This is a genomic window from Caloramator sp. Dgby_cultured_2, from assembly GCF_028872215.1.
Taxonomy (GTDB): Bacteria; Bacillota; Clostridia; order Clostridiales; family Caloramatoraceae; genus Caloramator; species Caloramator australicus.
The window spans coordinates 1,921,767-1,945,610 of sequence record NZ_CP118396.1 but is presented as its reverse complement, the minus strand read 5'-3'; the positions used below and the strand labels follow the sequence as shown (position 1 = coordinate 1,945,610).

The 23,844-nt window shown below is 34.6% G+C and carries 21 protein-coding genes, 3 tRNA genes, 13 pseudogenes and 1 riboswitch; of the genes and pseudogenes, 35 read left to right on the top strand and 2 right to left on the bottom strand.

All coding sequences use genetic code 11. The features are described from left to right. Positions 1-19 precede the first annotated feature (19 nt). The 30 genes and pseudogenes from prfA to mreB form a co-directional block, all read left to right on the top strand. Positions 20-1,088 (top strand): annotated as a pseudogene (prfA, locus tag PWK10_RS13520) (peptide chain release factor 1). A 284-nt stretch (positions 1,089-1,372) separates the two neighbouring features. Then, complete coding sequence (locus tag PWK10_RS13515) at positions 1,373-1,690, top strand: hypothetical protein (protein WP_274766396.1); 318 nt, start codon at positions 1,373-1,375, stop codon at positions 1,688-1,690. A gap of 59 nt (positions 1,691-1,749) precedes the next feature. Further along, positions 1,750-2,016 (top strand): hypothetical protein, encoded by a 267-nt coding sequence (locus PWK10_RS13510; RefSeq protein ID WP_274766395.1) that lies wholly within the window; start codon positions 1,750-1,752, stop codon positions 2,014-2,016. Then, entirely contained in the window at positions 2,004-2,240 is a 237-nt protein-coding gene (locus PWK10_RS13505; RefSeq protein WP_274766394.1) for a ZIP family metal transporter, read from the top strand. Before PWK10_RS13510 ends, PWK10_RS13505 begins: the two co-directional genes overlap by 13 nt. Positions 2,241-2,487: 247 nt before the next feature. Next, positions 2,488-3,521: pseudogene (locus tag PWK10_RS13500) on the top strand (L-threonylcarbamoyladenylate synthase). 10 nt (positions 3,522-3,531) lie between these two features. Beyond that, the gene (locus PWK10_RS13495; protein ID WP_274768283.1) at positions 3,532-3,603 is read left to right on the top strand and encodes an arsenate reductase/protein-tyrosine-phosphatase family protein; all 72 of its coding nucleotides are present in this window, start codon (positions 3,532-3,534) and stop codon (positions 3,601-3,603) included. A gap of 14 nt (positions 3,604-3,617) precedes the next feature. Continuing rightward, on the top strand, positions 3,618-3,977 hold the full coding sequence (locus tag PWK10_RS13490) for a low molecular weight protein arginine phosphatase (protein ID WP_274766393.1): 360 nt from the start codon (positions 3,618-3,620) through the stop codon (positions 3,975-3,977). Positions 3,978-4,029: 52 nt separating this feature from the next. Then, positions 4,030-4,478: pseudogene (rpiB, locus tag PWK10_RS13485) on the top strand (ribose 5-phosphate isomerase B). A gap of 11 nt (positions 4,479-4,489) precedes the next feature. Then, positions 4,490-5,119: a uracil phosphoribosyltransferase gene (gene upp / locus PWK10_RS13480; RefSeq protein ID WP_274766392.1), complete on the top strand. Its 630-nt coding sequence runs from the start codon at positions 4,490-4,492 to the stop codon at positions 5,117-5,119. 8 nt (positions 5,120-5,127) lie between these two features. Then, positions 5,128-5,574 (top strand): deoxycytidylate deaminase, encoded by a 447-nt coding sequence (locus PWK10_RS13475; protein ID WP_008907730.1) that lies wholly within the window; start codon positions 5,128-5,130, stop codon positions 5,572-5,574. An 86-nt stretch (positions 5,575-5,660) separates the two neighbouring features. Continuing rightward, positions 5,661-6,667: pseudogene (locus PWK10_RS13470) on the top strand (glycosyltransferase family 4 protein). A gap of 9 nt (positions 6,668-6,676) precedes the next feature. Further along, positions 6,677-7,829, top strand: a pseudogene (gene wecB, locus PWK10_RS13465) (non-hydrolyzing UDP-N-acetylglucosamine 2-epimerase). 195 nt (positions 7,830-8,024) lie between these two features. Continuing rightward, positions 8,025-8,465, top strand: a complete 441-nt coding sequence (locus PWK10_RS13460; protein ID WP_274766391.1) for a hypothetical protein — start codon at positions 8,025-8,027, stop codon at positions 8,463-8,465. Continuing rightward, positions 8,440-9,138, top strand: a pseudogene (locus PWK10_RS13455) (F0F1 ATP synthase subunit A). Before PWK10_RS13460 ends, PWK10_RS13455 begins: the two are co-directional and overlap by 26 nt. A gap of 14 nt (positions 9,139-9,152) precedes the next feature. Continuing rightward, positions 9,153-9,389, top strand: a complete 237-nt coding sequence (atpE, locus tag PWK10_RS13450; RefSeq protein WP_008907736.1) for an ATP synthase F0 subunit C — start codon at positions 9,153-9,155, stop codon at positions 9,387-9,389. Between the two features lie 64 nt (positions 9,390-9,453). Further along, entirely contained in the window at positions 9,454-9,666 is a 213-nt protein-coding gene (locus tag PWK10_RS13445; RefSeq protein ID WP_274766390.1) for a F0F1 ATP synthase subunit B family protein, read from the top strand. A gap of 251 nt (positions 9,667-9,917) precedes the next feature. Beyond that, positions 9,918-10,450: pseudogene (locus PWK10_RS13440) on the top strand (F0F1 ATP synthase subunit delta). 10 nt (positions 10,451-10,460) lie between these two features. After that, positions 10,461-11,973 (top strand): annotated as a pseudogene (gene atpA, locus PWK10_RS13435) (F0F1 ATP synthase subunit alpha). 5 nt (positions 11,974-11,978) lie between these two features. Continuing rightward, a pseudogene (gene atpG, locus PWK10_RS13430) lies at positions 11,979-12,816 on the top strand (ATP synthase F1 subunit gamma). 14 nt (positions 12,817-12,830) lie between these two features. Then, positions 12,831-14,213: a F0F1 ATP synthase subunit beta gene (gene atpD / locus PWK10_RS13425; RefSeq protein WP_446715257.1), complete on the top strand. Its 1,383-nt coding sequence runs from the start codon at positions 12,831-12,833 to the stop codon at positions 14,211-14,213. Positions 14,214-14,268: 55 nt separating this feature from the next. Beyond that, positions 14,269-14,523, top strand: coding sequence for a hypothetical protein (locus PWK10_RS13420; RefSeq protein WP_274768281.1), 255 nt, complete (start codon positions 14,269-14,271; stop codon positions 14,521-14,523). A 379-nt stretch (positions 14,524-14,902) separates the two neighbouring features. Continuing rightward, positions 14,903-15,115: a hypothetical protein gene (locus tag PWK10_RS13415; RefSeq protein WP_274766387.1), complete on the top strand. Its 213-nt coding sequence runs from the start codon at positions 14,903-14,905 to the stop codon at positions 15,113-15,115. Then, positions 15,112-15,312: a YwmB family TATA-box binding protein gene (locus PWK10_RS13410; RefSeq protein ID WP_274766386.1), complete on the top strand. Its 201-nt coding sequence runs from the start codon at positions 15,112-15,114 to the stop codon at positions 15,310-15,312. The genes PWK10_RS13415 and PWK10_RS13410 overlap by 4 nt, the downstream gene beginning before the upstream one ends. 16 nt (positions 15,313-15,328) lie before the next feature. Continuing rightward, a pseudogene (gene murA / locus PWK10_RS13405) lies at positions 15,329-16,581 on the top strand (UDP-N-acetylglucosamine 1-carboxyvinyltransferase). Positions 16,582-16,661: 80 nt separating this feature from the next. Next, on the top strand, positions 16,662-17,348 hold the full coding sequence (locus PWK10_RS13400; RefSeq protein WP_274766385.1) for a SpoIID/LytB domain-containing protein: 687 nt from the start codon (positions 16,662-16,664) through the stop codon (positions 17,346-17,348). Positions 17,349-17,448: 100 nt separating this feature from the next. Next, entirely contained in the window at positions 17,449-17,691 is a 243-nt protein-coding gene (locus tag PWK10_RS13395) for a SpoIID/LytB domain-containing protein (protein ID WP_342455800.1), read from the top strand. A gap of 85 nt (positions 17,692-17,776) precedes the next feature. Continuing rightward, entirely contained in the window at positions 17,777-18,193 is a 417-nt protein-coding gene (locus PWK10_RS13390) for a hypothetical protein (RefSeq protein ID WP_274766384.1), read from the top strand. 2 nt (positions 18,194-18,195) lie between these two features. Next, on the top strand, positions 18,196-18,573 hold the full coding sequence (locus PWK10_RS20030; RefSeq protein ID WP_446715381.1) for a peptidoglycan DD-metalloendopeptidase family protein: 378 nt from the start codon (positions 18,196-18,198) through the stop codon (positions 18,571-18,573). A gap of 112 nt (positions 18,574-18,685) precedes the next feature. Then, complete coding sequence (spoIIID, locus tag PWK10_RS13385; RefSeq protein ID WP_008907747.1) at positions 18,686-18,940, top strand: sporulation transcriptional regulator SpoIIID; 255 nt, start codon at positions 18,686-18,688, stop codon at positions 18,938-18,940. Positions 18,941-19,018: 78 nt separating this feature from the next. Next, positions 19,019-19,940 (top strand): annotated as a pseudogene (gene mreB, locus PWK10_RS13380) (rod shape-determining protein MreB); the annotation flags it as partial. A gap of 106 nt (positions 19,941-20,046) precedes the next feature. On the opposite strand, the gene yyaC reads toward mreB, so the two are convergent. Further along, the gene (gene yyaC, locus PWK10_RS13375; protein WP_274766383.1) at positions 20,047-20,499 is read right to left on the bottom strand and encodes a spore protease YyaC; all 453 of its coding nucleotides are present in this window, start codon (positions 20,497-20,499) and stop codon (positions 20,047-20,049) included. A 147-nt stretch (positions 20,500-20,646) separates the two neighbouring features. On the opposite strand from yyaC, the gene PWK10_RS13370 reads away from it, so the two are divergent. Further along, positions 20,647-20,886: a hypothetical protein gene (locus tag PWK10_RS13370; protein WP_274766382.1), complete on the top strand. Its 240-nt coding sequence runs from the start codon at positions 20,647-20,649 to the stop codon at positions 20,884-20,886. Between the two features lie 10 nt (positions 20,887-20,896). On the opposite strand, the pseudogene PWK10_RS13365 reads toward PWK10_RS13370, so the two are convergent. Beyond that, positions 20,897-21,635 (bottom strand): annotated as a pseudogene (locus PWK10_RS13365) (tRNA lysidine(34) synthetase). 247 nt (positions 21,636-21,882) lie between these two features. Here PWK10_RS13365 and PWK10_RS13360 point away from each other — a divergent pair. From PWK10_RS13360 to metK, 4 genes and pseudogenes are all read left to right on the top strand, one after another. Continuing rightward, a tRNA-Val gene (locus PWK10_RS13360) sits at positions 21,883-21,958 on the top strand. Between the two features lie 5 nt (positions 21,959-21,963). Next, positions 21,964-22,038 (top strand) — tRNA-Thr (locus tag PWK10_RS13355). Between the two features lie 3 nt (positions 22,039-22,041). Next, positions 22,042-22,127 (top strand) — tRNA-Tyr (locus tag PWK10_RS13350). Between the two features lie 284 nt (positions 22,128-22,411). Continuing rightward, positions 22,412-22,514: riboswitch (SAM riboswitch) on the top strand. 123 nt (positions 22,515-22,637) lie between these two features. Next, a pseudogene (metK, locus tag PWK10_RS13345) lies at positions 22,638-23,827 on the top strand (methionine adenosyltransferase). Positions 23,828-23,844: the final 17 nt, after the last annotated feature.

The window sequence follows — 23,844 nt, the reverse complement described above, 5'->3', positions numbered from 1 at the left end:
TATTTTGGAGGGTGGAAACATGCTAGAAAAATTAGATTTTATCGAAGAAAAATATGAGGAACTATCAAAAAGATTAGCGATCCTGAAGTTATAGCTGATAATAATTTGTTTCAAAAATTATGTAAAGAGCACAATTCATTAGAAGAAATAGTTTTAAAATATAGAGAATATAAGACAATATTAAAAAGAATAAAGGAAGATAAGGAACTTTTAGAGGATGACATAGATAGGGAAATGAAGGACCTTGTTGAAGAGGAGTTAAAGGAGCTTTCTGAAGAAAAGGAAAGGGTAGAAAAGGAGCTAAAATTATTACTCCTACCTAAGGATCCTAACGATGCAAAGAACGTATTTATCGAAATTAGAGCTGGTGCAGGTGGGGATGAAGCAGCTTTATTTGCAGCGGATCTTTACAGAATGTATACAAGATACGCAGAAAGGCATAACTTCAAAACAGAACTTGTTTCATCAAGCCCTAATGATCTTGGCGGATATAAAGAAGTTATTTTTATGGTAAAAGGGCAGGGTGCCTATTCAAGATTGAAATACGAAAGCGGAGTTCACAGGGTTCAAAGAGTTCCTGTTACTGAAGCTGGAGGAAGAATCCATACCTCAACAGCAACGGTTGCTGTATTACCAGAAGTTGATGATGTTGAGGTTGAAATTAATCCAAATGATCTTAGAGTTGACGTTTTTAGATCCTCAGGCCACGTGGACAGCATGTTAATACAACCGACTCTGCAGTAAGAATAACTCACCTTCCAACAGGTATTGTTGTATCCTGCCAGGATGAAAAATCGCAGCTAAAAAACAGAGAAAAGGCGATGAAGATCCTTAAGGCAAAGCTTTATGAGATAGAGCTTGAAAAACAAAGAAGTCAGATAGCTGCAGAAAGAAAGAGCCAAGTAGGAACTGGAGATAGAAGCGAAAGAATTAGAACCTATAATTTCCCACAAGGAAGAGTTACTGACCATAGAATAGGCCTTACAATTTATCAGCTTGAAGCCTTTTTAGATGGGGAAATAGATGAGGTTATAGATGCCCTAATTACTGCCGATCAGGCTGAAAAGCTAAAGGAGGTTGGGGAGTAATCCCATATTATGTTTTCGATTAAAAAGGCCATAAAAAAGAAAGGGCAAGGCTCAATAGAAATTATTTTATTTCCTTTTTTATTCTTATATTAGTTGCTTATCTTACCTTTGCAGCCATAAGCTTAAGTGTAGTAAAAGGCTGGCAAAGTTACTTTACTATTGCCTATGCCCTTATTATTGAACTTTTAATTTTAATAAACATTTTTAAACTATACTTTGAGTCAAAGTTTAGTGTTGATATATCCTTTGAAAAAATCAAAATCCATCAGCCCTTAAAGGGAAATTTGCCATTACAACCCTCAAAGGTTGTTTATGTGGATGTTATTAGCAATAAAGATGATTTTGATATAGTTATATTCATAAAGGGCAAAAGAGTTAAAAGACTTTTAAAGCTTAATGAAAATGGAGATTTTAAAAGGGTTTATAAGATTTTAAATGAAAAGTATAATGAAGATGAGTTTTATTATTATATCATTAAAAAGGGCGGCGCTAAAAAATATTTTTATCTTTATAAGCTTTACAAAAACTGTTTTGAAGCAGAGTTTTCAAGGAAAGCAATGGAATATATAAAACTTTTTATGGAGGAATACAACTTATCGTAATATATTTCATCTCCTTAAAATAAATTTTTAAAAGGAATATTTTAAGGAGATGAAATTTTATGAACATATTAACCATAACCCTTATTGGAACATTAGTTTGCGCCTTTGGAACCACCTTTGGAGCATTTTTAATAGTTATTCTTAAAAAGACAAATAATATATTAATGTCAAGCATAATAGGCATTGCAGCCGGCCTTATGTTGTCGGTTGTCACCTTTGACCTTATACCGGAATCGATAGAAACCGGAGGGCTGCTGCTAGCGGTAGTCGGAACGATAATTGGGATATCCTTTGCTATAATTTTGGATTATTTTTGTCTTACTTAAACATAATAAAAAAATATGGAAAGCACCTTAAAACTGCCCTTCTTTTAGCCCTTGCTCTATCGGCCCACAATTTCCCCGAAGGTCTTGCCATAGGCACAGGGTTTATAAAGGGAATAAACTTTGGTTTAAAAATAGCCATTGTTATTGCCTTTCATGATATTCCAGAGGGAGCTGCTGTTGCCGCACCCCTTCTTCAGAGCAGCTTAAAAGGTGGCAGATATTAATATTAACTGCTCTAACAGCCCTTCCTACGGCGATAGGAACTTATTTTGGAGCTGTTCTTGGAAATATTTCGAATGTTTTTGTATCGTTATGCCTTGGATTTGCTTCAGGAACTATGCTATATATTGTTGTAGGGAGTTAATTCCAGAGAGCAAAGAACTTTCAAAGGGGATTTTATCAACCTTATCTACTCTTTTAGGCTTACTTTTAGGACTTTTATTGGTTTCTTTTTCGGTTAGGAGGATAATTATGGATACAAAGGTTTATAGAATAAACGAAAGGGACGAGGAAAAGATAAAAGAAGCTGCTGAGGTTATAAAACAGGGAGGCCTTGTAGTTTTCCCAACGGAAACAGTTTATGGGCTTGGAGCAAATGCCCTTGATGAGGCTGCCTGCAAAAAATTTTTGAAGCAAAGGGAAGACCGCAGGATAATCCTTTAATCGTTCATGTTGCCAGCTTTGATATTTCAAAATATGTAAAATATATTCCAGATAAAGCAAAGATTTTGATGGAAAACTTTTGGCCAGGACCTTTAACGATTATAATGCCAAAGTCAAGTTTAATCCCTGATGTTGTTACAGCTGGCCTTGACAGCGTTGCAATCAGAATGCCTGAAAATAGGCTTGCAAGAAAGCTGATAGAGTTTTCTGGTGTTCCAATTGCTGCACCAAGTGCAAATATTTCTGGAAGGCCAAGTCCAACCTCAATAGAGCACTGCATTGAGGATCTTTATGGAAGGGTGGACATGATAATAGGCGGTGAAAGGTGTAGGGTTGGTCTTGAATCTACTGTTGTTGATGCAACAGATGAGGACATTATGATTTTAAGACCAGGATTTATTACAAGGGAGGACCTTGAAGAGGTTGTTGGTAAGGTTTTGGTTGATCCAGCGATAAAAGATAAGGATTTTAAGCCAAAATCTCCTGGTATGAAGTATAGGCATTATGCGCCAAAAGCCCCTTTAAAGGTAATAAAGGGAGATACCCAAAAGGTTGTTGAATATATTAAGGAAAACGTGTATAATATGAAAAGGCAAGGCAAAACCGTTGGAGTTTTGATTGTGGATGAGATTATGGATAAAATAGATGCTGATATTAAAGTTTCCTTAGGAAGCATAAAGGACCCAGGGACTATTGCTGCAAATTTATTCGATAAGCTAAGGGAATTCGATAAAACTAATGTAGATTTAATACTTTCAATTGGCTTTAAAGAAGAGGGGCTTTTTTCAGCCATAATGAATCGACTAAAGAAAGCATCTGGAAATAACCTTATTGAAATGTAGGAGGTTTGCCATGAAAATTCTATTTGTTTGCACAGGTAACACCTGTAGAAGTGCGATGGCTGAGGGTATTGCAAAAAATTAATACAAAATGAAAACTTGAATCTTGAAGTATCATCAGCTGGGGTTTTTGCACCCTTTGGCATGGCAGCCTCAGAGAATGCTATTTTAGCCCTTAGTGAGATGGGAATAGACATATCATCCCATTTATCAAGACCCCTTACAAAGGATCTAATAGAAAATTCTGATCTTATCCTTACAATGACTAAGGGGCATAAGGATGCTATTCTTTCAAAATATCCTCAATTTTCTGACAAGGTTTTTACCCTTATGGAATACATAGGCGAAGATTTAGACATCGAAGACCCATTTGGAGGGGATCTAGACGTTTATCGTGCATCAGCAAACCAAATTAAACAAGCTATTGAAATTCTTTTAAAGAAGTTAAAGGAAAGTTAGGCACTTTCAGTGCCTTAGCTTTCCTTTTTGTATATACAAAAGGAGGGGTAATATGAAAATTGCAATAGCATCAGACCACGGTGGTTTTAACTTAAAGGAGATTATAAAAAAACATTTAGAGGGCCGAAAAATAGAGGTTAAGGATTTTGGAACCTTTTCAACCGAATCCTGTGATTATACAGATTTTGCCCTTTTGCTTGCAGAATCTGTAGCAAGGGGTGAATATGATAAGGGCATTTTAGTTTGCGGAACAGGAATAGGAATGTCGATTGCCGCAAATAAGGTAAAGGGAATTAGGGCAGCCCATGTTACAGATACTTTTTCAGCAAAGGCCTGTGTGGAACACAACAATGCTAATATAATAACAATCGGAGAGAGAATAACAGGACCTGGAATCGCCATTGATATAATAGAGACTTTTTAAGTGCAGAGTTTCAGGGAGGAAGGCATCAAAGGAGAATAGATAAAATAGCAGAAATTGAAAATAAATACATGAAATAAGGGGGATATTTATGAATAAGGTTACAGTAATTGACCATCCACTAATTCAACATAAGCTCTCCATAATGAGGGATAAAAATACAGGCTCAAAGGATTTTAGAGAGCTTTTAGAGGAAATTGCGATGCTCATGACCTATGAAATAACAAGGGGTTTTCAGCTTGAAGAGGTTGAAATAGAAACTCCAATTTGCAAAACTAAGGCAAAGATGCTTACAGGGAAAAAGGTTGCTATCGTTCCAATCCTTAGGGCAGGGCTTGGGATGGTTGATGGTATGTTAAAACTTATTCCAGCTGCTAAGGTTGGGCATATAGGCCTTTATAGGGATCCTGAAACATTAAAACCTGTTGAATATTACTGCAAGCTTCCATCAGACATATCAGAAAGGGATATAATCTTAGTGGATCCAATGCTTGCAACAGGAGGTTCTGCCTCCGATGGAATTCACCTTTTAAAGGAAAAGGGAGCAAGAAATATAAAGCTTATGTGCCTTATAGCTGCTCCAGAGGGAATAGAGGCGGTTTTAAAGGCTCATCCTGATGTAGAGATATTTGTTGCAGCAGTAGATGATAGATTAAACGAACATGGGTATATAGTTCCAGGTCTTGGGGATGCAGGCGATAGAATTTTTGGAACAAAGTAGGTGTTATTATGAGGCCGTCCTGGGATGAATATTTTATGGAGATTGCCGAGACAATAAAAAAGCGATCAACCTGCCTTAGAAGACAAGTTGGGGCAGTTATTGTAAAGGATAATAGGATACTTACAACTGGGTATAATGGCGTTCCACCAAAGATGCGGCATTGCGATGAAGTCGGGTGTTTGAGAAGGGAACTGAATATCCCATCGGGGCAAAGGCATGAGCTCTGCCGTGCCCTTCACGCTGAGCAAAACGCAATAGTTCAGGCAGCAAAATACGGTATTTCAATTGAAGGATCAACTATATACATTACAAATCAGCCTTGTATAATATGCGCAAAACTAATAATAGCATCTGGAATTAAAAGAATAGTCTATAGCGGAGACTATCCAGATGAGTTATCACTTTCCATGCTAAAAGAATCTGGTGTTGAAATTGTTAATTTTAGGCTATCCTAATTTTGGGATAGCCTTATTTTTATTTATTTGGTAAAATATATTTTGTGCAAAAACATTGAGGAAGTGAAAAAATGTTGGAGTATCCTATGATTTTTTTAGTATCATTTGTTTTTTCATTTATTTTAACCCCGATCGTCAAGAGATTAGCCTTCAAGATAAATGCAATAGATATTCCAAAGGATGAGAGAAGGATTCACAAAAAGCCTATTCCAAGGATAGGTGGTCTTTCAATCTTAGTATCATTTATCGTATCAAGTTATATGTTTTTGATTTTCGATAAGAATATTATAGGAATAGTAGTAGGTGCAGTAGTTATTTTTATAGGTGGCTTTTTAGATGATTTATATAATTTAAAACCAAAACAAAAGCTTTTGTTTCAATTTATTGCGGCTTTGATTTTAATAGCCTTCGATGTTAGAGTAAAATACATAACAATTCCCTTTACTAAAGCAGGAGAGTCTTTGTTTATAGGGAATATTGGAACTTTAGTTACTCTACTTTGGGTTGTTGGAATTACTAATGCTGTAAATTTGATAGATGGGCTTGATGGACTTGCAGCGGGAGTTTGTTTTATATCTTCCCTATCTTTATTTGTTGTATCTTTAATTAGCGGACGTTCGACGGCTATAGTTTTAACTTTGATATTATCCGGTGCATGCCTTGGATTTTTACCCTTTAATTTTAATCCAGCAAGCATTTTTTAGGCGATTGTGGTGCCCAGCTTTTGGGATTTTTACTTTCTGCAATTTCAATACAAGGGGCAATAAAATCTGCTGCAGCCTTTGCAATCGCAGTTCCCATAATTGCCCTTGGAATTCCAATATATGATACATTGTTTGCAATGATAAGGAGAAAACTAAACAATAGACCCATAAGTGAGGCCGATAGAGGACATTTGCATCATAGACTTTTAGATCTTGGCCTTAATCAAAGGCAAGCTGTTTTAATTATGTATTTTATTAGTTTTGTTTTTGGTGTTGTTTCAATCCTTGCAATGCTTTTAACTGCTAAAAATTCCTTTGCCCTTTTGATAATAATATTTGCGGTAACATTATCCTTTGCAATTGAGTTTGGTTTATTAAGTAAGAAATGAGGTGGTTTAATGAAAAGGATAAAAGTTATGACTATATTTGGAACAAGGCCAGAAGCAATAAAGATGGCCCCCTTGTTAAGGAGCTTGAAAAAAGGGAAGAGTTTGAATCGGTAGTTTGTGTAACAGCACAGCATAGAGAGATGCTGGATCAAGTTTTAGATCTTTTTAATATAAATCCCCATTATGACCTTAATATAATGAAGGAAAGGCAGTCTTTAACTGGTATTACAACGAGGGTTTTAGAGGGACTTGAGAATATATTTAAAGAAGCACAGCCTGATATAGTTTTAGTTCATGGCGATACGACAACTACCTTTGCGGGAAGTTTAGCCGCCTTCTATAATCAAATTAAAATAGGACATGTTGAGGCAGGATTAAGATCATTTAATAAATATTTCCCATTTCCAGAGGAGATGAATAGAAAACTTACAGGGGCATTATCAGACCTTCATTTTGCACCTACAAAAACAGCAAAGGAAAACCTTTTAAGGGAAGGAGTAAATGAAGAGTTTATATTTGTAACCGGCAATACCGTTATTGATGCTATGGAAACAACCGTTGAAAGAAATTATGTTTTTGAAACACAGGAATTAAATTCCATAGATTTTAAAAATAAAAAGGTGATAATGGTAACTGCCCATAGAAGAGAAAATTGGGGACAGCCCCTTGAAAATATATGCGAGGCACTTAAAAAGATTGCATTAGAATTTAAAGATGTTGAAATCATATATCTTGTTCATTTAAATCCTGCTGTAAAGGAGGTTGCCTACAGGGTTTTAGCCGATGTAGATAGGGTGCATCTATTACCACCTCTTGATACTAAGGAAACTCATAATTTAATGGATAGAAGTTATATGGTAGTTACAGATTCAGGAGGACTTCAGGAGGAGGCACCCCACCTTGGGAAGCCGGTTCTTGTTTTAAGAGATGTAACGGAAAGACCAGAGGCAGTTAAGGCGGGAACAGCAAAAATAGTGGGCACAGAAACGGATAATGTTTACGAAAACATAAAAAGGTTGTTAATAGATAAGGATGAATATAAAAAGATGGCCAACGCAATAAACCCATATGGAGATGGTAGAGCATCCGAAAGGATTGCAGATGCTATACTTTATTATTTTGGAATATACAAAAACGACCGGAGGATTATAAAAGTTTTTAGTGGAAATTAAAGCTTTTTAAATAAAATAAAAGTAAACTATAAGCCTTTTTGTTATTTTAAGCAATACGATGTTTAATATGATATTATTTAATAATATAAAGCTTGTCTTAAATATTTAAAGTGATAAAATTAATACATGTTTAATATACCGATATCTTTTAGATATCGGTTTTAAATTTTTGAAAGTGGTGATGTATGGTAAGGATTTATGCGTTGCTTAAGAGGAAGTTTTGGATTTCTATCTATATAGCTATTTTGATTAGCTTTTTAATAATTCTTTTCAATAGGAAAATTACATTAGATTTTATATTTGGCTTTATACTTGGGCTTTTTAACTTTTTTAATCAGGTATTTTTGATCCAATACATTCTAAATAAAGGGAAAAAGTTTATTAAAGTATTTACATTTTTATTTGTGATAAGATATTTAACATTTTCTATTATTTTAATTCTTTATGTTGAGAAATATAATGCTAATATTTTTATGGTATTTTTGGGGATTGCTGTTATTTATATATCAATTCTAGGCAATAGCATTATAGATATAATTAAAAAAGATTTCTTGAAAAAATTTAGAACTGTCCCTAAAAATTTAAAAAAGGGTGATAAAGATGGAAAAGGCAAGACCGATATTTGAAATTTTATTATTTGGCATAAAGATACCGATATATCAAGCTATTATAATACAGTGGGTAATAATTGCAATTATAACTATTTTACTTTCTATTTCTTCAAAAATTGAGAACTATCCCCAATAAATTACAATCTTTTTGGAGTTAGTTGTAGAAACTATAAATAATTTGGTAAAAGAAAATATGGGAGAAAAATATATAAATTTTGTTCCTTTTATTGGAACTTTGGCAATTTTCCTTTTGTTCATGAACGTATTTGATCTATTTGGTTTTAGACCTCCAACTGCAGATTATTCAGTAACTTTGGGACTTGCTATTATATCTTTTATGATAATACAAGCAAATGCAATAAAGAAAAACGGAATAATACATTATTTTAAAGCTTTTGCTGAGCCTTTTGCATTTATGCTACCGCTCAACATTATAGAAAGACTAGTTGTCCCAGTATCCTTAAGCCTTAGACTTTTTGGTAATACTTTGGCTGCAGTGATTATTGTAGAACTTTTATATAAGGCATTGGGTTATTTAACAAAATTGATTCATTTTCCATTACCAATATTTCAAGCAGTTATCCCAATACCCTTTCATATTTATTTTTCATTATTCGATGGTGTAATTCAAATGATAATATTTATTATGCTTACAATGATATTTATTAAAATAACAGCAGAACATTAAAAGGAGGAATATTTATGTCAATGTCAATGGCAATAATCGCAATTGCTGCAGGAATTGCAGCTTTGACTGGAATTGGAGCAGGGATAGGAACAGGAATTGCAACTGGGAAGGCTGTTGAAGCTGTATCAAGACAACCAGAAGCTAAAAACGATATCATTTCAACCTTGATAATTGGTAGCGCTTTTTCAGAAGCTACAGCTATCTATGGCCTTCTAGTTGCAATCATACTTATATTTGTATTTGCAAAATAATTCAAATTAAAGGCTTGCCTAGGGCAAGCCTTTAAAAAAGGAGTGATATCGTGGCTATTGAATTTTGGACAGTATTTTTTACTATTTTAAATACCTTCATATTATATATTATTTTAAAGAAATACTTTTTGATAGATTTAATAACATCATGGAAGCAAGAAGATTATCAATAGAGAATAAGATAAAAGAGGCAAATGAAAATTATGATAAGTCTACAAAGCTTTTAAAAGAATATGAAGAAAAGCTGAAAAGTCTTGAAATAGAAGGGAAAAAATAATTGAGGATTATAAGAAAAAGGCAAATCAATTGTATGAAGATATCTTAAATGAAGCAAAAAAGAATCAGAAATAATAATAGAAAGGGCTAAAAAAGATGCAAAACTTGAAATAGAAAAGGCCAAGGACGAGATCAAAAGGCAAATTGTTGATTTATCCTTTTTAGCAGCTTCAAAGGCAATAGAAAAGGAGCTTGATTACACAACGCATCATAGACTTATTATGGATTTTATAGATAAGGTAGGTAGTTAATATGAGAGATGCTGCTTCATTAAAATATGCTCATGCATTATATGAAGTTGCCCTTAAAGAAAATAAACTTGAAGAATATCTTGAGGATTTAAAGGGTATATTGGAAGTTTTTGAAGCTTCGGATGATCTTTTAGAATTCTTAAAACACCCAGAGATTTCTCAGGTAAATAAAACTAGCGTTATTAGCAATGTTTTTAGAGGAAGAGTTAGCGAGGAAATAATTAAACTATTAAATTTGCTTATTAAACATGATAGAATTGAAGATTTTAGGCATGTTTATAAAGATTATAGAAAGCTTGCACTAGAACACAAGGGAATAAAGATTGCACTTGTTAAAACAGCCGTTGAGCTTACCGATGAAGAGAGGAATTTATTAAAAAACAAACTATCAAAAAGTATAATTGTGAAATAGAACTTGATGAGGTTATAGATCAAGATATTATAGGAGGAGTATGGGTTAGGGTTAAGGATGATGTTTTAGATGGAACTGTTAAAACAAAGCTTGATACCATGAAAAAAATGCTCCTTAATTGAGAGGTGGTTAATTATGATAAAGGTAGATGAAATAAGTTCAATAATAAAAGCGCAGCTTTCAAAATATAAAGATGAAATTCATCTTGCAGATACAGGAACAGTTGTTCAAGTTGGAGATGGTATAGCAAGGATATATGGCCTTGCCAATGTTATGGCGGGAGAACTTTTGGAATTTCCAAACGATATTTATGGTATGGCTTTAAACCTTGAGGAAAATAATGTGGGGGCAGTTTTATTTGGATCAGACCAAGGAATTAAAGAAGGGGATATTGTTGTTAGGACTAAAAGGGTTGTTGAAGTTCCCGTTGGAGAGGCCTTAATAGGAAGAGTTGTAAACCCTCTAGGACAACCCATAGATGGAAAAGGTCCCATATTAACTAATAAAACAAGACCTGTTGAGAGGTTAGCACCTGGGGTTATTGAAAGAAAATCTGTAAAGGAACCTATGCAAACTGGAATTAAAGCCATAGATTCAATGGTTCCAATTGGGAAAGGTCAAAGAGAACTTATAATAGGTGATAGACAAACAGGCAAAACAGCCATAGCGATAGATACAATTATTAATCAAAAGGGTAAGGATATGATATGTATCTATGTAGCAATTGGACAGAAGCAGTCAACGGTAGCGCAAATTGTAAATACTTTAGAAAGTTTTGGGGCTATGGACTATACAATTGTAGTGTCAGCTACAGCATCGGAACCTGCACCACTTCAATATTTAGCCCCTATGCCGGTTGTGCTATGGGAGAAGAATTCATGGAAAATGGAAGGCATGTTTTAATAGTATATGATGATTTGTCAAAACATGCAGTTGCTTATAGGACTATGTCCTTACTATTAAGAAGACCTCCGGGAAGAGAAGCATATCCAGGGGATATATTCTATATACATTCTAGACTTCTTGAAAGAGCAGCGAAACTGTCTGATGAGCTTGGTGGAGGATCTATGACAGCTCTTCCGATTATTGAGACGTTAGCAGGTGATGTTACTGCTTACATTCCCACTAACGTTATCTCTATAACCGATGGGCAAATATTTTTGGAATCCGATTTGTTTGCATCAGGGGTAAGGCCTGCTATTAATCCTGGAATTTCAGTTTCAAGAGTTGGAGGTTCTGCCCAGATTAAGGCTATGAAACAGGTAGCAGGAATGCTAAGACTTGAGCTTGCACAATATAGAGAACTTGCAGCATTTGCACAATTTAGTTCCGACCTTGATAAAGAAACAAGACAAAGGATTGAAAAGGGCAAAAGGCTCATTGAGGTTCTAAAACAAGACCAATATTCTCCTATGGATGTTGAGGACCAGATTATTATACTTTATGCAGCTGTTAATAACTATTTAAATGATATTGCTGTAGAAGCTATTAAAAAATTTGAAAAGAGTTTTTAGAATATATAAAGATCCATGAGGCAGGTTTAAGGAATTTGATAACAGAAAGAAGAGAACTTGATGATGAGATTAAAAATAAGCTTAACAAGGCAATAACAGAGTTTATAGCTTCTTTTAAATTTGAGGAGTGATTTGTATGTCTAAAGGGGAACTTATTGAAATAAAAAGAAGAATTAAATCCATAAAAAATACACAAAAGATTACAAAGGCAATGGGGCTTGTTGCTACTGCAAGATTTAAGAGGCTAAGGGAAATTGTGGAGTTTGCCGATGAATATTTCAATGAAGTTTCAAACACTTTTAGAAAATTATATTGTGATGAAGTCTATGATTCAAAATATTTTTCTGAAAACAATGAAGACAAAGATTTATATATAATAATTACTTCCAATACAGGGCTTTGCGGAAGTTATAATTCTAATATAATAAATTTTGCAAATGAAAAAGTTGCAAAAGAGGATTATCTAATATTAATTGGAGATAGAGGTTATCAATTTTTTAAAAGAAGAGAATATAACGTATTAATGAATATTCCAATTCAAAGGTTCCCTAGTTTTGATGATGCTCAAATGATATTCAACTTGATTGATGATTATTTTATTAAAGGTAAGGTAAAAAATATTTATATTGTTTATACAAAATTTATTAATTCTGTAAGACAAGAAGTTGAAATGCTAAAAATACTTCCTTTTGAAAAAATTCAAGAAAAAATAAAGAAATCTTATTAGAACCGAATAAATTACAAGTGTTTGATTTTTCTGCAAAAATTTATTTACAATCTTTTATTTATAATTCTTTAGCAAATGCCCTTGCATCGGAATTTGCAATGAGGATGACCGCAATGGATAGTGCAACAAAAATTCCGGTGAACTTTTGGACAAGTTACAATTAAAATATAACAGGATAAGGCAAGGAACAATTACTCAAGAAGTTACAGAAATAGTTAGTGGAGCCGAGGCATTAAATTCAAATTGATGGAAGGTGAAATTATGAATAAGGGCAAAATAGTTCAAATAATAGGACCTGTTATAGATATTAGATTTCAAGCGGGAAAACTTCCGGATATATATAATGCAATTCACATTCCAACAGGAGATAAAATTTTAGTTGCAGAAGTAATGCAGCATCTTGGAGATGAGATAGTAAGGACTGTTGCAATGGATTCAACCGATGGGCTTGTAAGGGGAATGGAGGCAATAGATACAGGAGCACCAATAAAAGTTCCTGTTGGTGAAGAAACTTTAGGAAGGTTATTTAATGTTTTAGGACAGCCAATCGATAATAAAGGTGAAGTTAACGCAAAAGAATTTTATCCAATTCACAGGCCTGCACCAAAGTTTGAAGAACAGGCAGTTGAGCCTGAAATTTTTGAAACGGGAATAAAGGTAATAGACCTTATTTGCCCATATCAAAAGGGTGGAAAAATTGGATTGTTTGGTGGTGCAGGGGTTGGTAAAGCTGTTTTAATTCAAGAGCTGATTAACAATATTGCAAAAGAACACGGTGGCCTTTCTGTATTTACAGGCGTTGGAGAAAGAACAAGAGAAGGAAATGACCTTTATTATGATATGCAGGAATCTGGAGTTTTAGATAAAACCGTTCTTGTTTTTGGACAGATGAATGAACCACCTGGTGCAAGAATGAGGGTTGCGTTAACTGGGCTTACTATGGCGGAATACTTTAGAGATAATGGCAATGATGTTCTTTTGTTTATAGATAATATATTCAGGTTTTCACAGGCGGGATCTGAAGTTTCAGCACTACTTGGAAGAATCCCATCTGCAGTTGGATATCAACCAACTCTTGCAAATGAAATGGGTGCTCTACAGGAAAGAATAACGTCGACAAAAAATGGCTCTATTACATCTGTTCAGGCGGTTTATGTTCCTGCGGACGACTTAACGGATCCAGCACCTGCAACAACATTTACTCATCTTGATGCTATGGCTGTTTTGTCAAGATCGATTGCAGAGCTTGGAATTTACCCGGCAGTTGACCCACTTGAGTCTTCATCAAGAATATTAGACCCAAGAATAGTAGGACAAGAACATTATGAAGTAGCTCAAAGGGTAAAAAGCATACTTCAAAGATATAAGGAATTACAAGATATAATAGCGATATTAGGTATAGATGAATTATCTGAAGAAGATAAAGTTGTTGTTTCGAGAGCAAGAAAAATTCAAAAGTTCTTGTCACAGCCATTCCATGTTGCAGAACAATTTACAGGAATGAAGGGAAAATACGTTCCAATAAAGGAAACTGTAAGAGGATTCAAAGAGATTCTAGATGGAATGCATGATGATCTTCCTGAGCTTGCGTTTTATATGGTTGGAACTATTGATGAGGCTATTGAAAAGGCTAAAACCTTATAATAAAAGGATGTGAGAAGGTGGCTTTTAAGTTAGAAATATATACCCCTGAACAAAAATTTTTGAAGGAGATGTTGAATCTGTTTTGTTAAACTCTTTATCAGGAAAAATACAAATACTTTCAAGACATGCTACTACAATTGTAGGACTTGTTCCGAGAGTAATAGAAATAAAAACAAATGAGAAAAAAATTGAGTTTCAAGTTTTTGAAGGAATTTTGGATTTTGAAAAAATAAATGTAAAATATTCACATCGTTTGCAAAGCTGGTGGAGAACTAATTCTTCATCAGCTTATTTTATTTTAAGAAGCTAAAAAATAAGGAGAAAAGATGAGAAGTTAATTGCTTAAAATGTTAAACAATTAAGAACCGTCCCCATTGAATAAAAAAAATTAAATGGAAATAATTGAGAAGAGAGGGGTGAGGAATATGAAAAGGTTTTTATTGGGATTAACAGCTTTATTTTGTTTTTGCTTTTTAATTTTCCTCATAATAACGAAGGAATGCATAGGACCATGAAATTTTTGATGAAAATGGAATAGAATATATAGGTGCAAGTTTAGAATATAACATTAGTTTAAAGTCAAAAATAAATTTAGAGGATATTCAAAATAAGGTCTTGTCCCAAATCAAGTTAAAACCTATAAAAGTTTCAAAGGGCAATGACACGTTATAGAATTTGATGGGGCCCAATTGAGGGTAAGTAGCAAAGAAAATGGCAATGAATATTTATTAAGTATTTTTTATTCACAAGCTTTAAGGGATATGAATATTATAGATAATATAAGAAGGTCGTTGAGTCTTAAAAAGCATATGCAAAATAGACCTTCCTTTTATAGTTTAATGGAAGGGAAAATAAATAAAAAATTATCTGATGAAGAAAAAAGGAGCTTCTTTTTAAAATGATAAAAACGTTAAGATTAAAACAAATAAATATGATTCAAGAAGATAGATATATTAGCTTAATAGGTTATTCTATGCATTTTAGCGATAATTTAAGTCTAAATGGTAAAATATTCAATATTAATATTGCAATTAGAGATGGTAGCGATGGCTGCACTTACATACTTGTAGGAACCCCAATAATAACAGTTGAGTATTGATGAATGGAGGAGTATTATGGGCAAGATAGTTATAAATGGTGGTAGAAAATTAAGTGGAAAGGTTAGGATAAGTGCTGCTAAAAATTCTGTTCTACCAATCATTGCAGCATCGCTACTTACAGGATTTGGCTGTATTCTTGAGGATATTCCCTTTTTGGAGGATGTCAATGTGATTTTAAGCGTTTTAGATTCCTTAGGGGTTAATTTATTTATAGATAAAAATAAAGGTAAATTATTGATAAAGGCTGAGGATATAAAATCCTATGAGCCATCCTATGAACTTGTTAGAAAAATGAGGGCATCCTTTTTAGTCATGGGCCCTATTCTTGCAAGATTCGGTAAGGTTAGAATATCTTTGCCAGGTGGATGTAACATAGGCTCAAGGCCGATAGATCTTCATCTAAAGGGTTTTAGTCAGTTAGGTGCAGACATAAATCTTGGCCATGGATATGTTGAGGCTTCATGTAAAAGACTAAAGGGGGCTAAAGTTTATCTCGATTTTCCGTCTGTAGGTGCAACAGAAAATATAATGATGGCAGCTGTCCTAGCAGATGGTGAAACTGTTATAGAAAACGCAGCTGAAGAACCTGAAATTGTTGACCTTGCAAGTTTTTAAACAAGATGGGTGCAAAAATTATAGGAGCAGGGACAGACACTATAAAGATAGAGGGTGTCAAAGAGCTAAAAGGGACAATTCATCAGGTTATTCCTGATAGAATAGAGGCAGGGACTTATATGGTAGCTGCTGCCATAACAGGTGGTGAAGTAACCATTGAAAATGTAATACCAGAACATGTAAGATCAATTACAGCGAAGCTTCAAGAGGCTGGTATTTATGTAAAGGAAGAACAAAATAAAATAAAAGTCAAAGCAAATGGAAGGATAGAAGCTGTTGATATAAAAACCATGCCGTATCCAGGATTCCCAACGGATATGCAGGCGCAATTTATGGCACTTTTAAGCATAGCAGATGGTGTATCTATAATAACTGAGACGGTATTTGAAAATAGATTTATGCATGTTAATGAACTTAAAAGAATGGGTGCCAATATTAAAATTGACGGACGAAGTGCTGTTGTGGAAGGAGTTGAAAAACTTACAGGAGCAGAGGTAAAGGCAACTGATCTTAGAGCAGGGGCGGCACTTGTTATAGCAGGACTTATTGCAGAAGGGATAACTGAAGTTTCAGAGATTTATCATATAGATAGGGGATATGTTGATATGGTTGGAAAACTTAAAAAATTAGGTGCTGATATAGATAGAATATAGCTGCCTTATGGCAGTTTATTTTTTGAATAAATAAAGCTATATAAAAATAAAATGTAATAGGTTTGCTTTGGGGGAGAAAATTGAAATACATAGGATATTTTGTATTTTTAGTAGCTTTTATAGTCATATTTGTTCCTGTTACTATATTGGGCGGAGTAGGAGAAGGAATTAAACTACCTGTAATATTGAATAAGTTCCCTATTGTAACGAATAACAATGTTAAGGAGATAGCAAAGATAGATTCAAATATAAAGGTTAAGATGTTTGATGTTAAAAACAATAAAGTAATAGAGCTTGATCTTGAGGATTATGTTGCAGGTGTAGTGTCAGCCGAGATGCCCGTATCTTTTAATATTGAGGCATTAAAGGCACAGGCAATTGCAGCAAGAACCTTTGTTATAGCAAATATGATATCTTTAGGAGGAAGTGGTTGTAATAAACATCAAGGGGTTGATGTGTGCAGCGATGTCCACTGCCAAGCATGGATTTCAAAGGAGGAGAGATTAAAGCTATGGGATGCTAATAGTGCCTTAGAAAACTGGAATAAAATAATGGAGGCAGTAGAATCTACCAAAGGGCTTGTTATAACATATAATGGAGAAATAGCAAAGCATATTAAATACCATTCGACAAGCGGGGGCAAAACAGAGGATAGTAGATATGTATTTGGTTATCAAGAGCCCTATTTGGTAAGCGTTGAAAGCCCCTATGAGGAGGTTGCTCCAAACTATATAACAACAGTAGTTATGAGTAAAAAGAGTTTATAAGGAGGATGAAGGAATTAAGTCCTAATATCAATTTAAGTGAAGGTAGATTGGCAAATCAGATAAAGATACTTGAATGGACTGAAGGGGGAGAGTAAACAGGATAAAGATAGGAGATAAAGAATTTACAGGAATCGATGTAAGATGGGCGATGGGCCTCAAAAGTGCTGCCTTTACGATAAAAATAGACACTAAAAATGTAACCTTCACTGTTAAAGGGTATGGGCATGGTGTTGGAATGAGTCAGTGGGGAGCAAACGAAATGGGTAAAAGAGGATATAGTTATGAAGATATAATTAAACATTATTATAGAGGAGTTGAAATTCAAAAATTGAAGATGTATTAAAGTTAGGGCAACAACCCTAACTTTTTATTTTTGCATGTATAAAATGGGATTATTTGGACAAAACTATTTTACAGGAGGTGTAATTATGGGATTTAAAGATAATTTTAAAAGGATGCTTCAAAGAGAAATGTTTTATGTTGTGCTCTTTATCTGTTTGTGTGTAGTAGCAGTTGCAGCAGTTTATGTTTCAAGGAATAATGCAAAAATAAGTAAAGACCTTGCAAAGGCTCCAATTAAAACAGAAGAAAAGATTACTGAACCAAATAATGAGCCTACGCTAGTTGAAGAGAAATTATCAAACATAAAAGAAATGCAAGTTGCTCAGGTTCCAAAATCAACTGTTCAGAATAAAGATAATAAAACTCAAACAGATAAAGAGCAGCCCAATAATGAAAAGGCTTCTTCAAAGGCTTCAAATCCAGCCCCAGCATTTAAAATGATTATGCCTGTTGAGGGCGAGATTACAAAAATTTTGACAAAGAAAATCTTCAATACTCTGTAACTCTGCAGCAATGGGAGACTCATGAGGGTATCGATATAGCTGCTGATATCGGAACAGAAGTTAAGGCTGCTGCAGATGGAAAGGTTATTGATATTATTACTGATGATAAGATTATTGAAGGATTAAATTTAAAAACTGGATATGGAATTACTGTAATCATAGACCATGGCAATGGTATTCAATCCGTCTATGGCAATCTTGCTCAAGAGTTAAAGGTTAAAAAGGGAGACAAAGTTAAAAAGGGCGATGTTATAGGATTTGTTGGGGATACATCCATTAGAGAAGCAAGCAGCATAGAAGGAAGTCATATTCACTTTGCAGTTATTAAAAAGCAAGGAAAAGATGTAGTTACAGTTAATCCTCTTGACTATATAAAGTAATTTTCCAAAGGGCCTTGCAGAATTGCCATAGGTTTTGCAAGCGCTCTTTTTTAGAAATAATTGATTTTTCAAGGACATATATTTAATTAAGGTGTAAAAGGGAGGTTAATAGATGAGGGACTATATAGAAGAAAGGGTTTTGGAAGTTGCAAGATATATTATCGAAACTAGAGCAACCATAAGAAAAACTGCAAAAGCCTTTGGGGTTAGCAAGAGCACGGTTCATAAGGATATTACAGAAAGACTTCCCAAAATCAATCCTCAGATAGCAAAAGAAGCAAAGGAGATTTTAGAAATAAATAAGGCAGAAAGACATATAAGGGGAGGAAAGGCAACGAAATTGAAATATAAATCAGCAAATGCATAAAAATTTTCCCTACCAAGAAGGATTTTGCAAATTTTTATCGAATATTATAATTGCAGTATATAGGTAGGGAGTGAAAATATGTTCTGGTTTGGTAGTAATGATATAGGAATAGACTTGGGAACTGCTAGTGTTTTGGTTTATGTAAAGGGAAAGGGGATCGTTCTAAGAGAACCATCAGTAGTTGCTCTTGACAAAAACACAAATAGAGTATTAGCTGTTGGAGAAGATGCAAGACAGATGATAGGAAGAACCCCAGGAAATATAGTTGCAGTTAGGCCTTTAAGGGATGGAGTTATATCAGACTATGATACAACAGAAAAGATGCTAAAGCATTTTATAAAAAAGCCTATGGTAGTAAAAAACTTTTAAGGCCAAGGGTAGTTGTATGTATTCCATGTGAAGCTACAGAAGTTGAAAAAAGAGCCGTAAAGGATGCTGCTTATAATGCCGGAGCAAGGGAAGTCTATTTAATCGAGGAGCCAATTGCGGCAGCACTAGGTGCAGGTGTTGATATTTCAAAGCCTAATGGTTGTATGATAGTTGATATAGGTGGTGGAACAACGGATATTGCAGTAATTTCCTTGAGTGGAATCGTTGTAAGATCATCCATAAAAGTTGCTGGAGATAAATTTGATGATGCGATAATTTCATACTTGAAGAAAAAGTATAAGTTAATGATTGGAGAAAGAACTGCGGAGGAATTAAAAATAAACATAGGTTGTGCCTACAAAAGGGACGAGGATATTTCAATGGAAATAAAGGGAAGAGATTTAATAAGCGGCCTTCCTAAAAATATCTTAGTAACCTCTGAAGAGATAAGGCTTGCTCTATCGGAGCCTGTTGAAGCTATCACTGATGCTGTTCATCAGGTTCTTGAAAAAACTCCTCCAGAGCTTGCAGCTGATATCAGCGACAATGGAATAATTATGACAGGGGAGGATCCCTTCTTTGGGGACTTGATAAATATATTCAAGAAAGAACAAAGGTTCCTGTAAAAGTTGCTGAGGATGCTATATCTTGCGTTGCAAAGGGAACAGGTATCTCGTTAGATTATTTAGATTATTTAGTAGACGAGGGACCAAGAAAAGCAGCTAAAAAGGCATGAGTTACATGCCTTTTTGTTTTGCAGCCAAAATTAAACCTTCTGAGATTATTTTAGCCATATCCCATATAAAGTTTAATCGGATATTTTTCAACCAATAACCCTCCTTAATATCTATAGAATCAACAACTCCGACTATTGATATATCCCCAACGGTCGGAAGATTTTTTCCTACTCCTTTTCCTGGGTGAACAGGACCTGATTTTATTTGAATATCACCTAGGTTATCTTCAAATCCTAAACATGCATCTATTGCTATTATGAAGTGATTTGGATATTGGCAGCTTATATCACAAAGTATTTCTTCTAAATTTACAGCATGGGCAGGGTTTTGAAGTGTGCCTATTACAGGTAGTGGGAAATTAGCTTCTTTTAAAAATGTGCCAACCAGTGGTCCTAAACTATCTCCTATGCATTTATCAGTTCCTATGCATACTATCAGTGTATTATCCCTCAAAAATTTGATAGATATTCTGCCAATGCCTCTTTGGCACCTTCTTCCTTATAATTTACTACCGCCACTATGGTATCATAGTTTGAAGATCTCAACTAACCACCCCTCAATTCATATATACAGACTTAAAGAAACATTTATTACTGGAGGTTGTATATTTTTGCTATTTTAAGAAAAAATAATAAAGAAAAAACTAAGAGGGGTGATAACTTGAAAAAGTATTTTAATATAATCATCGTTATTATAATTACTTTTATGACTTTAGTTTCTATATTTACATTAAAGGCGGAAAAAGTAGAAGGTGTGTTTTATTATGATGAAAACACAATTGAAGACGAAGCAGGATACATTTTCGATAATTATTATGATGTAAATATTAATTTCAAATAGGGCATATGCCCTATTTATTACATAAACTTCTCAATTTTTCCTTATCCCATATATTAAGTTCTTCAATATTTTCAATAGCACCCAACATGTTATCTTTAATATCAGGAATAGTTTTTGGAGTTGCCATATAAGTTCCTTTATGCTTTGCCTTTGGGTCTTACCATTGGCAGGACATAAATTTTTACTACAGGGATATTATTTTTCTTTGCAGCACTTCTTATATCCTTTTCATATAGATAAACAAAGGGCCTTATTAGATAAATGTCTTTATCTTCAAAATATGTTATTGGCGAGAAGGTGCTTATTCTGCCTTCGAAGAATAAGGACATTAAAAGGGTTTCTATTGCATCATCTGCATGATGGGCAAGGGCTATTTTGTTATATCCCATTTCCTTTGCAGTGTTGTATAAAGCACCTCGCCTTAATTTTGCACAAAGAGAACAAGGATTTGTTTCCTTTCTTATATCAAATACTATTTTAGCAATATCAGTTTGCACTATTTTATATGGGACGTTAAGTCGTTCAGTAAATTCTATAAGAGGGGTAAGGTCCATCCCTTCAAGTCCCATGTCTATAGTTATTGCACCTAGTTCAAATTTCTGTGGACTAAACCTTTGATAAAGGGAAAGGGCGTATAGTAAAAGAGTGCTATCCTTGCCACCTGAGAGCCCAACAACAACCCTATCACCATTTTGGAGCATGTTAAACTCCTGAATACATTTTCTTAATCTACCAAGTATTCTTTGCATAATTACCACTGCCTTGAGACCTATATATATAAAATATATCAGTATTTATGCTTTCCTGTGAAGAAGCATTTTAATTCTGATTAAAATTTTTTATGATATATAGGAGAAAACAAGAGAAATAAAGAGATAATGTGAGTATAAAAGATATAATTTAGTGTAATAATAAATAATGAACGTTGAAAAAAGAGTAATCTTATGTATACTTAATAATGTCGCTGGTGAGCGACGGGAAAACAAAATAAAGCGTGGGCGCCTAGCTCAGCTGGGAGAGCATCTGCCTTACAAGCAGAGGGTCACAGGTTCGAGCCCTGTGGTGCCCACCAGATATGCCGGCTTAGCTCAATGGTAGAGCAACTGACTTGTAATCAGTAGGTTGTAGGTTCGAGTCCTATAGCCGGCTCCACATGGAGCGGTTCCCGAGCGGCCAAAGGGGGCAGACTGTAAATCTGTTGGCAGACGCCTTCGGTGGTTCGAATCCACCCCGCTCCACCAAAAAGACGCTTTAAAGCGTCTTTTTATTTGTATAAAATTTTAACTAATCAGTGGCAGAAGTCGCCACTTCTGTGTGGGTGATGAATGTCTCTTGACTTAAAAAAATATAAAATATAAAATAATTATATAGCGAAATCAAGCTAAACCAACCACATAGTGGTATTGTTGGGGACGGAACAGTCCTTTGAGCGTGGAGAATCTGGTAACAAAAGTTATCTTAACCACGAACCCACCCTTTCAAAGAGTGGAGGCAGTTCGCGCTAAAATTAAATATGATAAGGTTATCCTTATCAAGAGAGGTGGAGGGACGGGCCCGATGAAACCCGGCAACCTGCATAAAGCAAGGTGCCAATTCCTGCAGAATGGAAACATTCTGGGAGATGAGGACGAGTATTAAGCCTCTTCTTGTCAGAAGGGGCTTTTTTAATACATAATGTTTAGAGCTTATAAAAATAGTTAAAAATGAAAAATAATATAAAAGTAAGATACTTTTAAAAAGGAGGTTTTAGAATGGTAAAAAGACTTTTCACTTCAGAATCAGTTACAGAGGGTCATCCAGATAAAGTGTGTGACCAGATTTCAGATGCGATACTAGATGCGATACTTGCACAGGACCCTGAAGCTAGAGTTGCTTGCGAAACAGCAGTAACTACTGGTATGGTTCTTGTTATGGGAGAGATAACAACAAAATGCTATGTTGATATTCCAAAGATAGTAAGAAAGACAGTAGAAGAAATAGGATATACAAGAGCTAAGTATGGTTTTGACGCAGATACATGTGCAGTTTTAACTTCAATAGACGAACAATCACCAGATATAGCAATGGGCGTTGACAAGGCTCTTGAAGCTAAAAGGGAGAAATGGACGCAATAGAAGCTATTGGAGCAGGAGACCAAGGTATGATGTTTGGTTTTGCTTGCAATGAAACACCAGAATACATGCCTCTTCCAATAGCACTCGCTCACAAGCTTGCAAGAAGACTTGCTGAAGTTAGAAAGAATGGAACTTTAGAATATCTAAGACCTGATGGAAAGACTCAAGTCACAGTTGAATATCATGATGACAAACCAGTAAGAGTAGATACAATAGTTGTTTCAACACAACATAGCCCAGAAGTAACAAGGGAACAAATAGAAAGAGACATTATAGAACATGTTATAAGAAAGGTTGTTCCTGCTAATCTTTTAGATGAAAATACAAAATATTTAATTAACCCAACAGGAAGATTCGTAATCGGTGGACCACACGGAGACTCAGGCTTAACAGGAAGAAAGATAATAGTTGATACATACGGTGGATACGGAAGACATGGTGGCGGGGCCTTCTCAGGAAAGGACCCAACAAAGGTTGACCGTTCAGCTGCATATGCTGCAAGATGGGTAGCAAAGAACCTTGTTGCTGCAGGACTTGCTGATAAGCTTGAAATTGAAATAGCTTATGCAATAGGAGTTGCAAGACCAGTTTCAATTGAAGTCGAAACATTTGGGACAGGAAAGCTTCCAGATGATAAGATAGTTGAAATAGTAAATAGAGTATTCGACTTAAGACCAGCTGCTATTATAAAGAATCTTGATCTTAGAAGACCAATCTATAGACAAGTTGCAGCTTATGGACACTTTGGAAGAACAGACCTTGATCTTCCATGGGAAAGACTTGATAAAGTAGAAGAAATCAAGAAGATAGTTGCGGAAATGATGTAAAACTTAAACTTAGGTGC

Bases quoted from the DNA above. Each gene is read 5' to 3' on its own strand.
- spoIIID (WP_008907747.1), top strand. From the start codon at position 18,686: ATGAGGGACTATATAGAAGAAAGGGTTTTGGAAGTTGCAAGATATATT.
- upp (WP_274766392.1), top strand. From the start codon at position 4,490: ATGAATAAGGTTACAGTAATTGACCATCCACTAATTCAACATAAGCTC.
- atpD (WP_446715257.1), top strand. From the start codon at position 12,831: ATGAATAAGGGCAAAATAGTTCAAATAATAGGACCTGTTATAGATATT.
- PWK10_RS13390 (WP_274766384.1), top strand. From the start codon at position 17,777: ATGGGATTTAAAGATAATTTTAAAAGGATGCTTCAAAGAGAAATGTTT.
- PWK10_RS13475 (WP_008907730.1), top strand. From the start codon at position 5,128: ATGAGGCCGTCCTGGGATGAATATTTTATGGAGATTGCCGAGACAATA.
- PWK10_RS13510 (WP_274766395.1), top strand. From the start codon at position 1,750: ATGAACATATTAACCATAACCCTTATTGGAACATTAGTTTGCGCCTTT.
- atpE (WP_008907736.1), top strand. From the start codon at position 9,153: ATGTCAATGTCAATGGCAATAATCGCAATTGCTGCAGGAATTGCAGCT.
- PWK10_RS13460 (WP_274766391.1), top strand. From the start codon at position 8,025: ATGGTAAGGATTTATGCGTTGCTTAAGAGGAAGTTTTGGATTTCTATC.
- PWK10_RS13410 (WP_274766386.1), top strand. From the start codon at position 15,112: ATGATAAAAACGTTAAGATTAAAACAAATAAATATGATTCAAGAAGAT.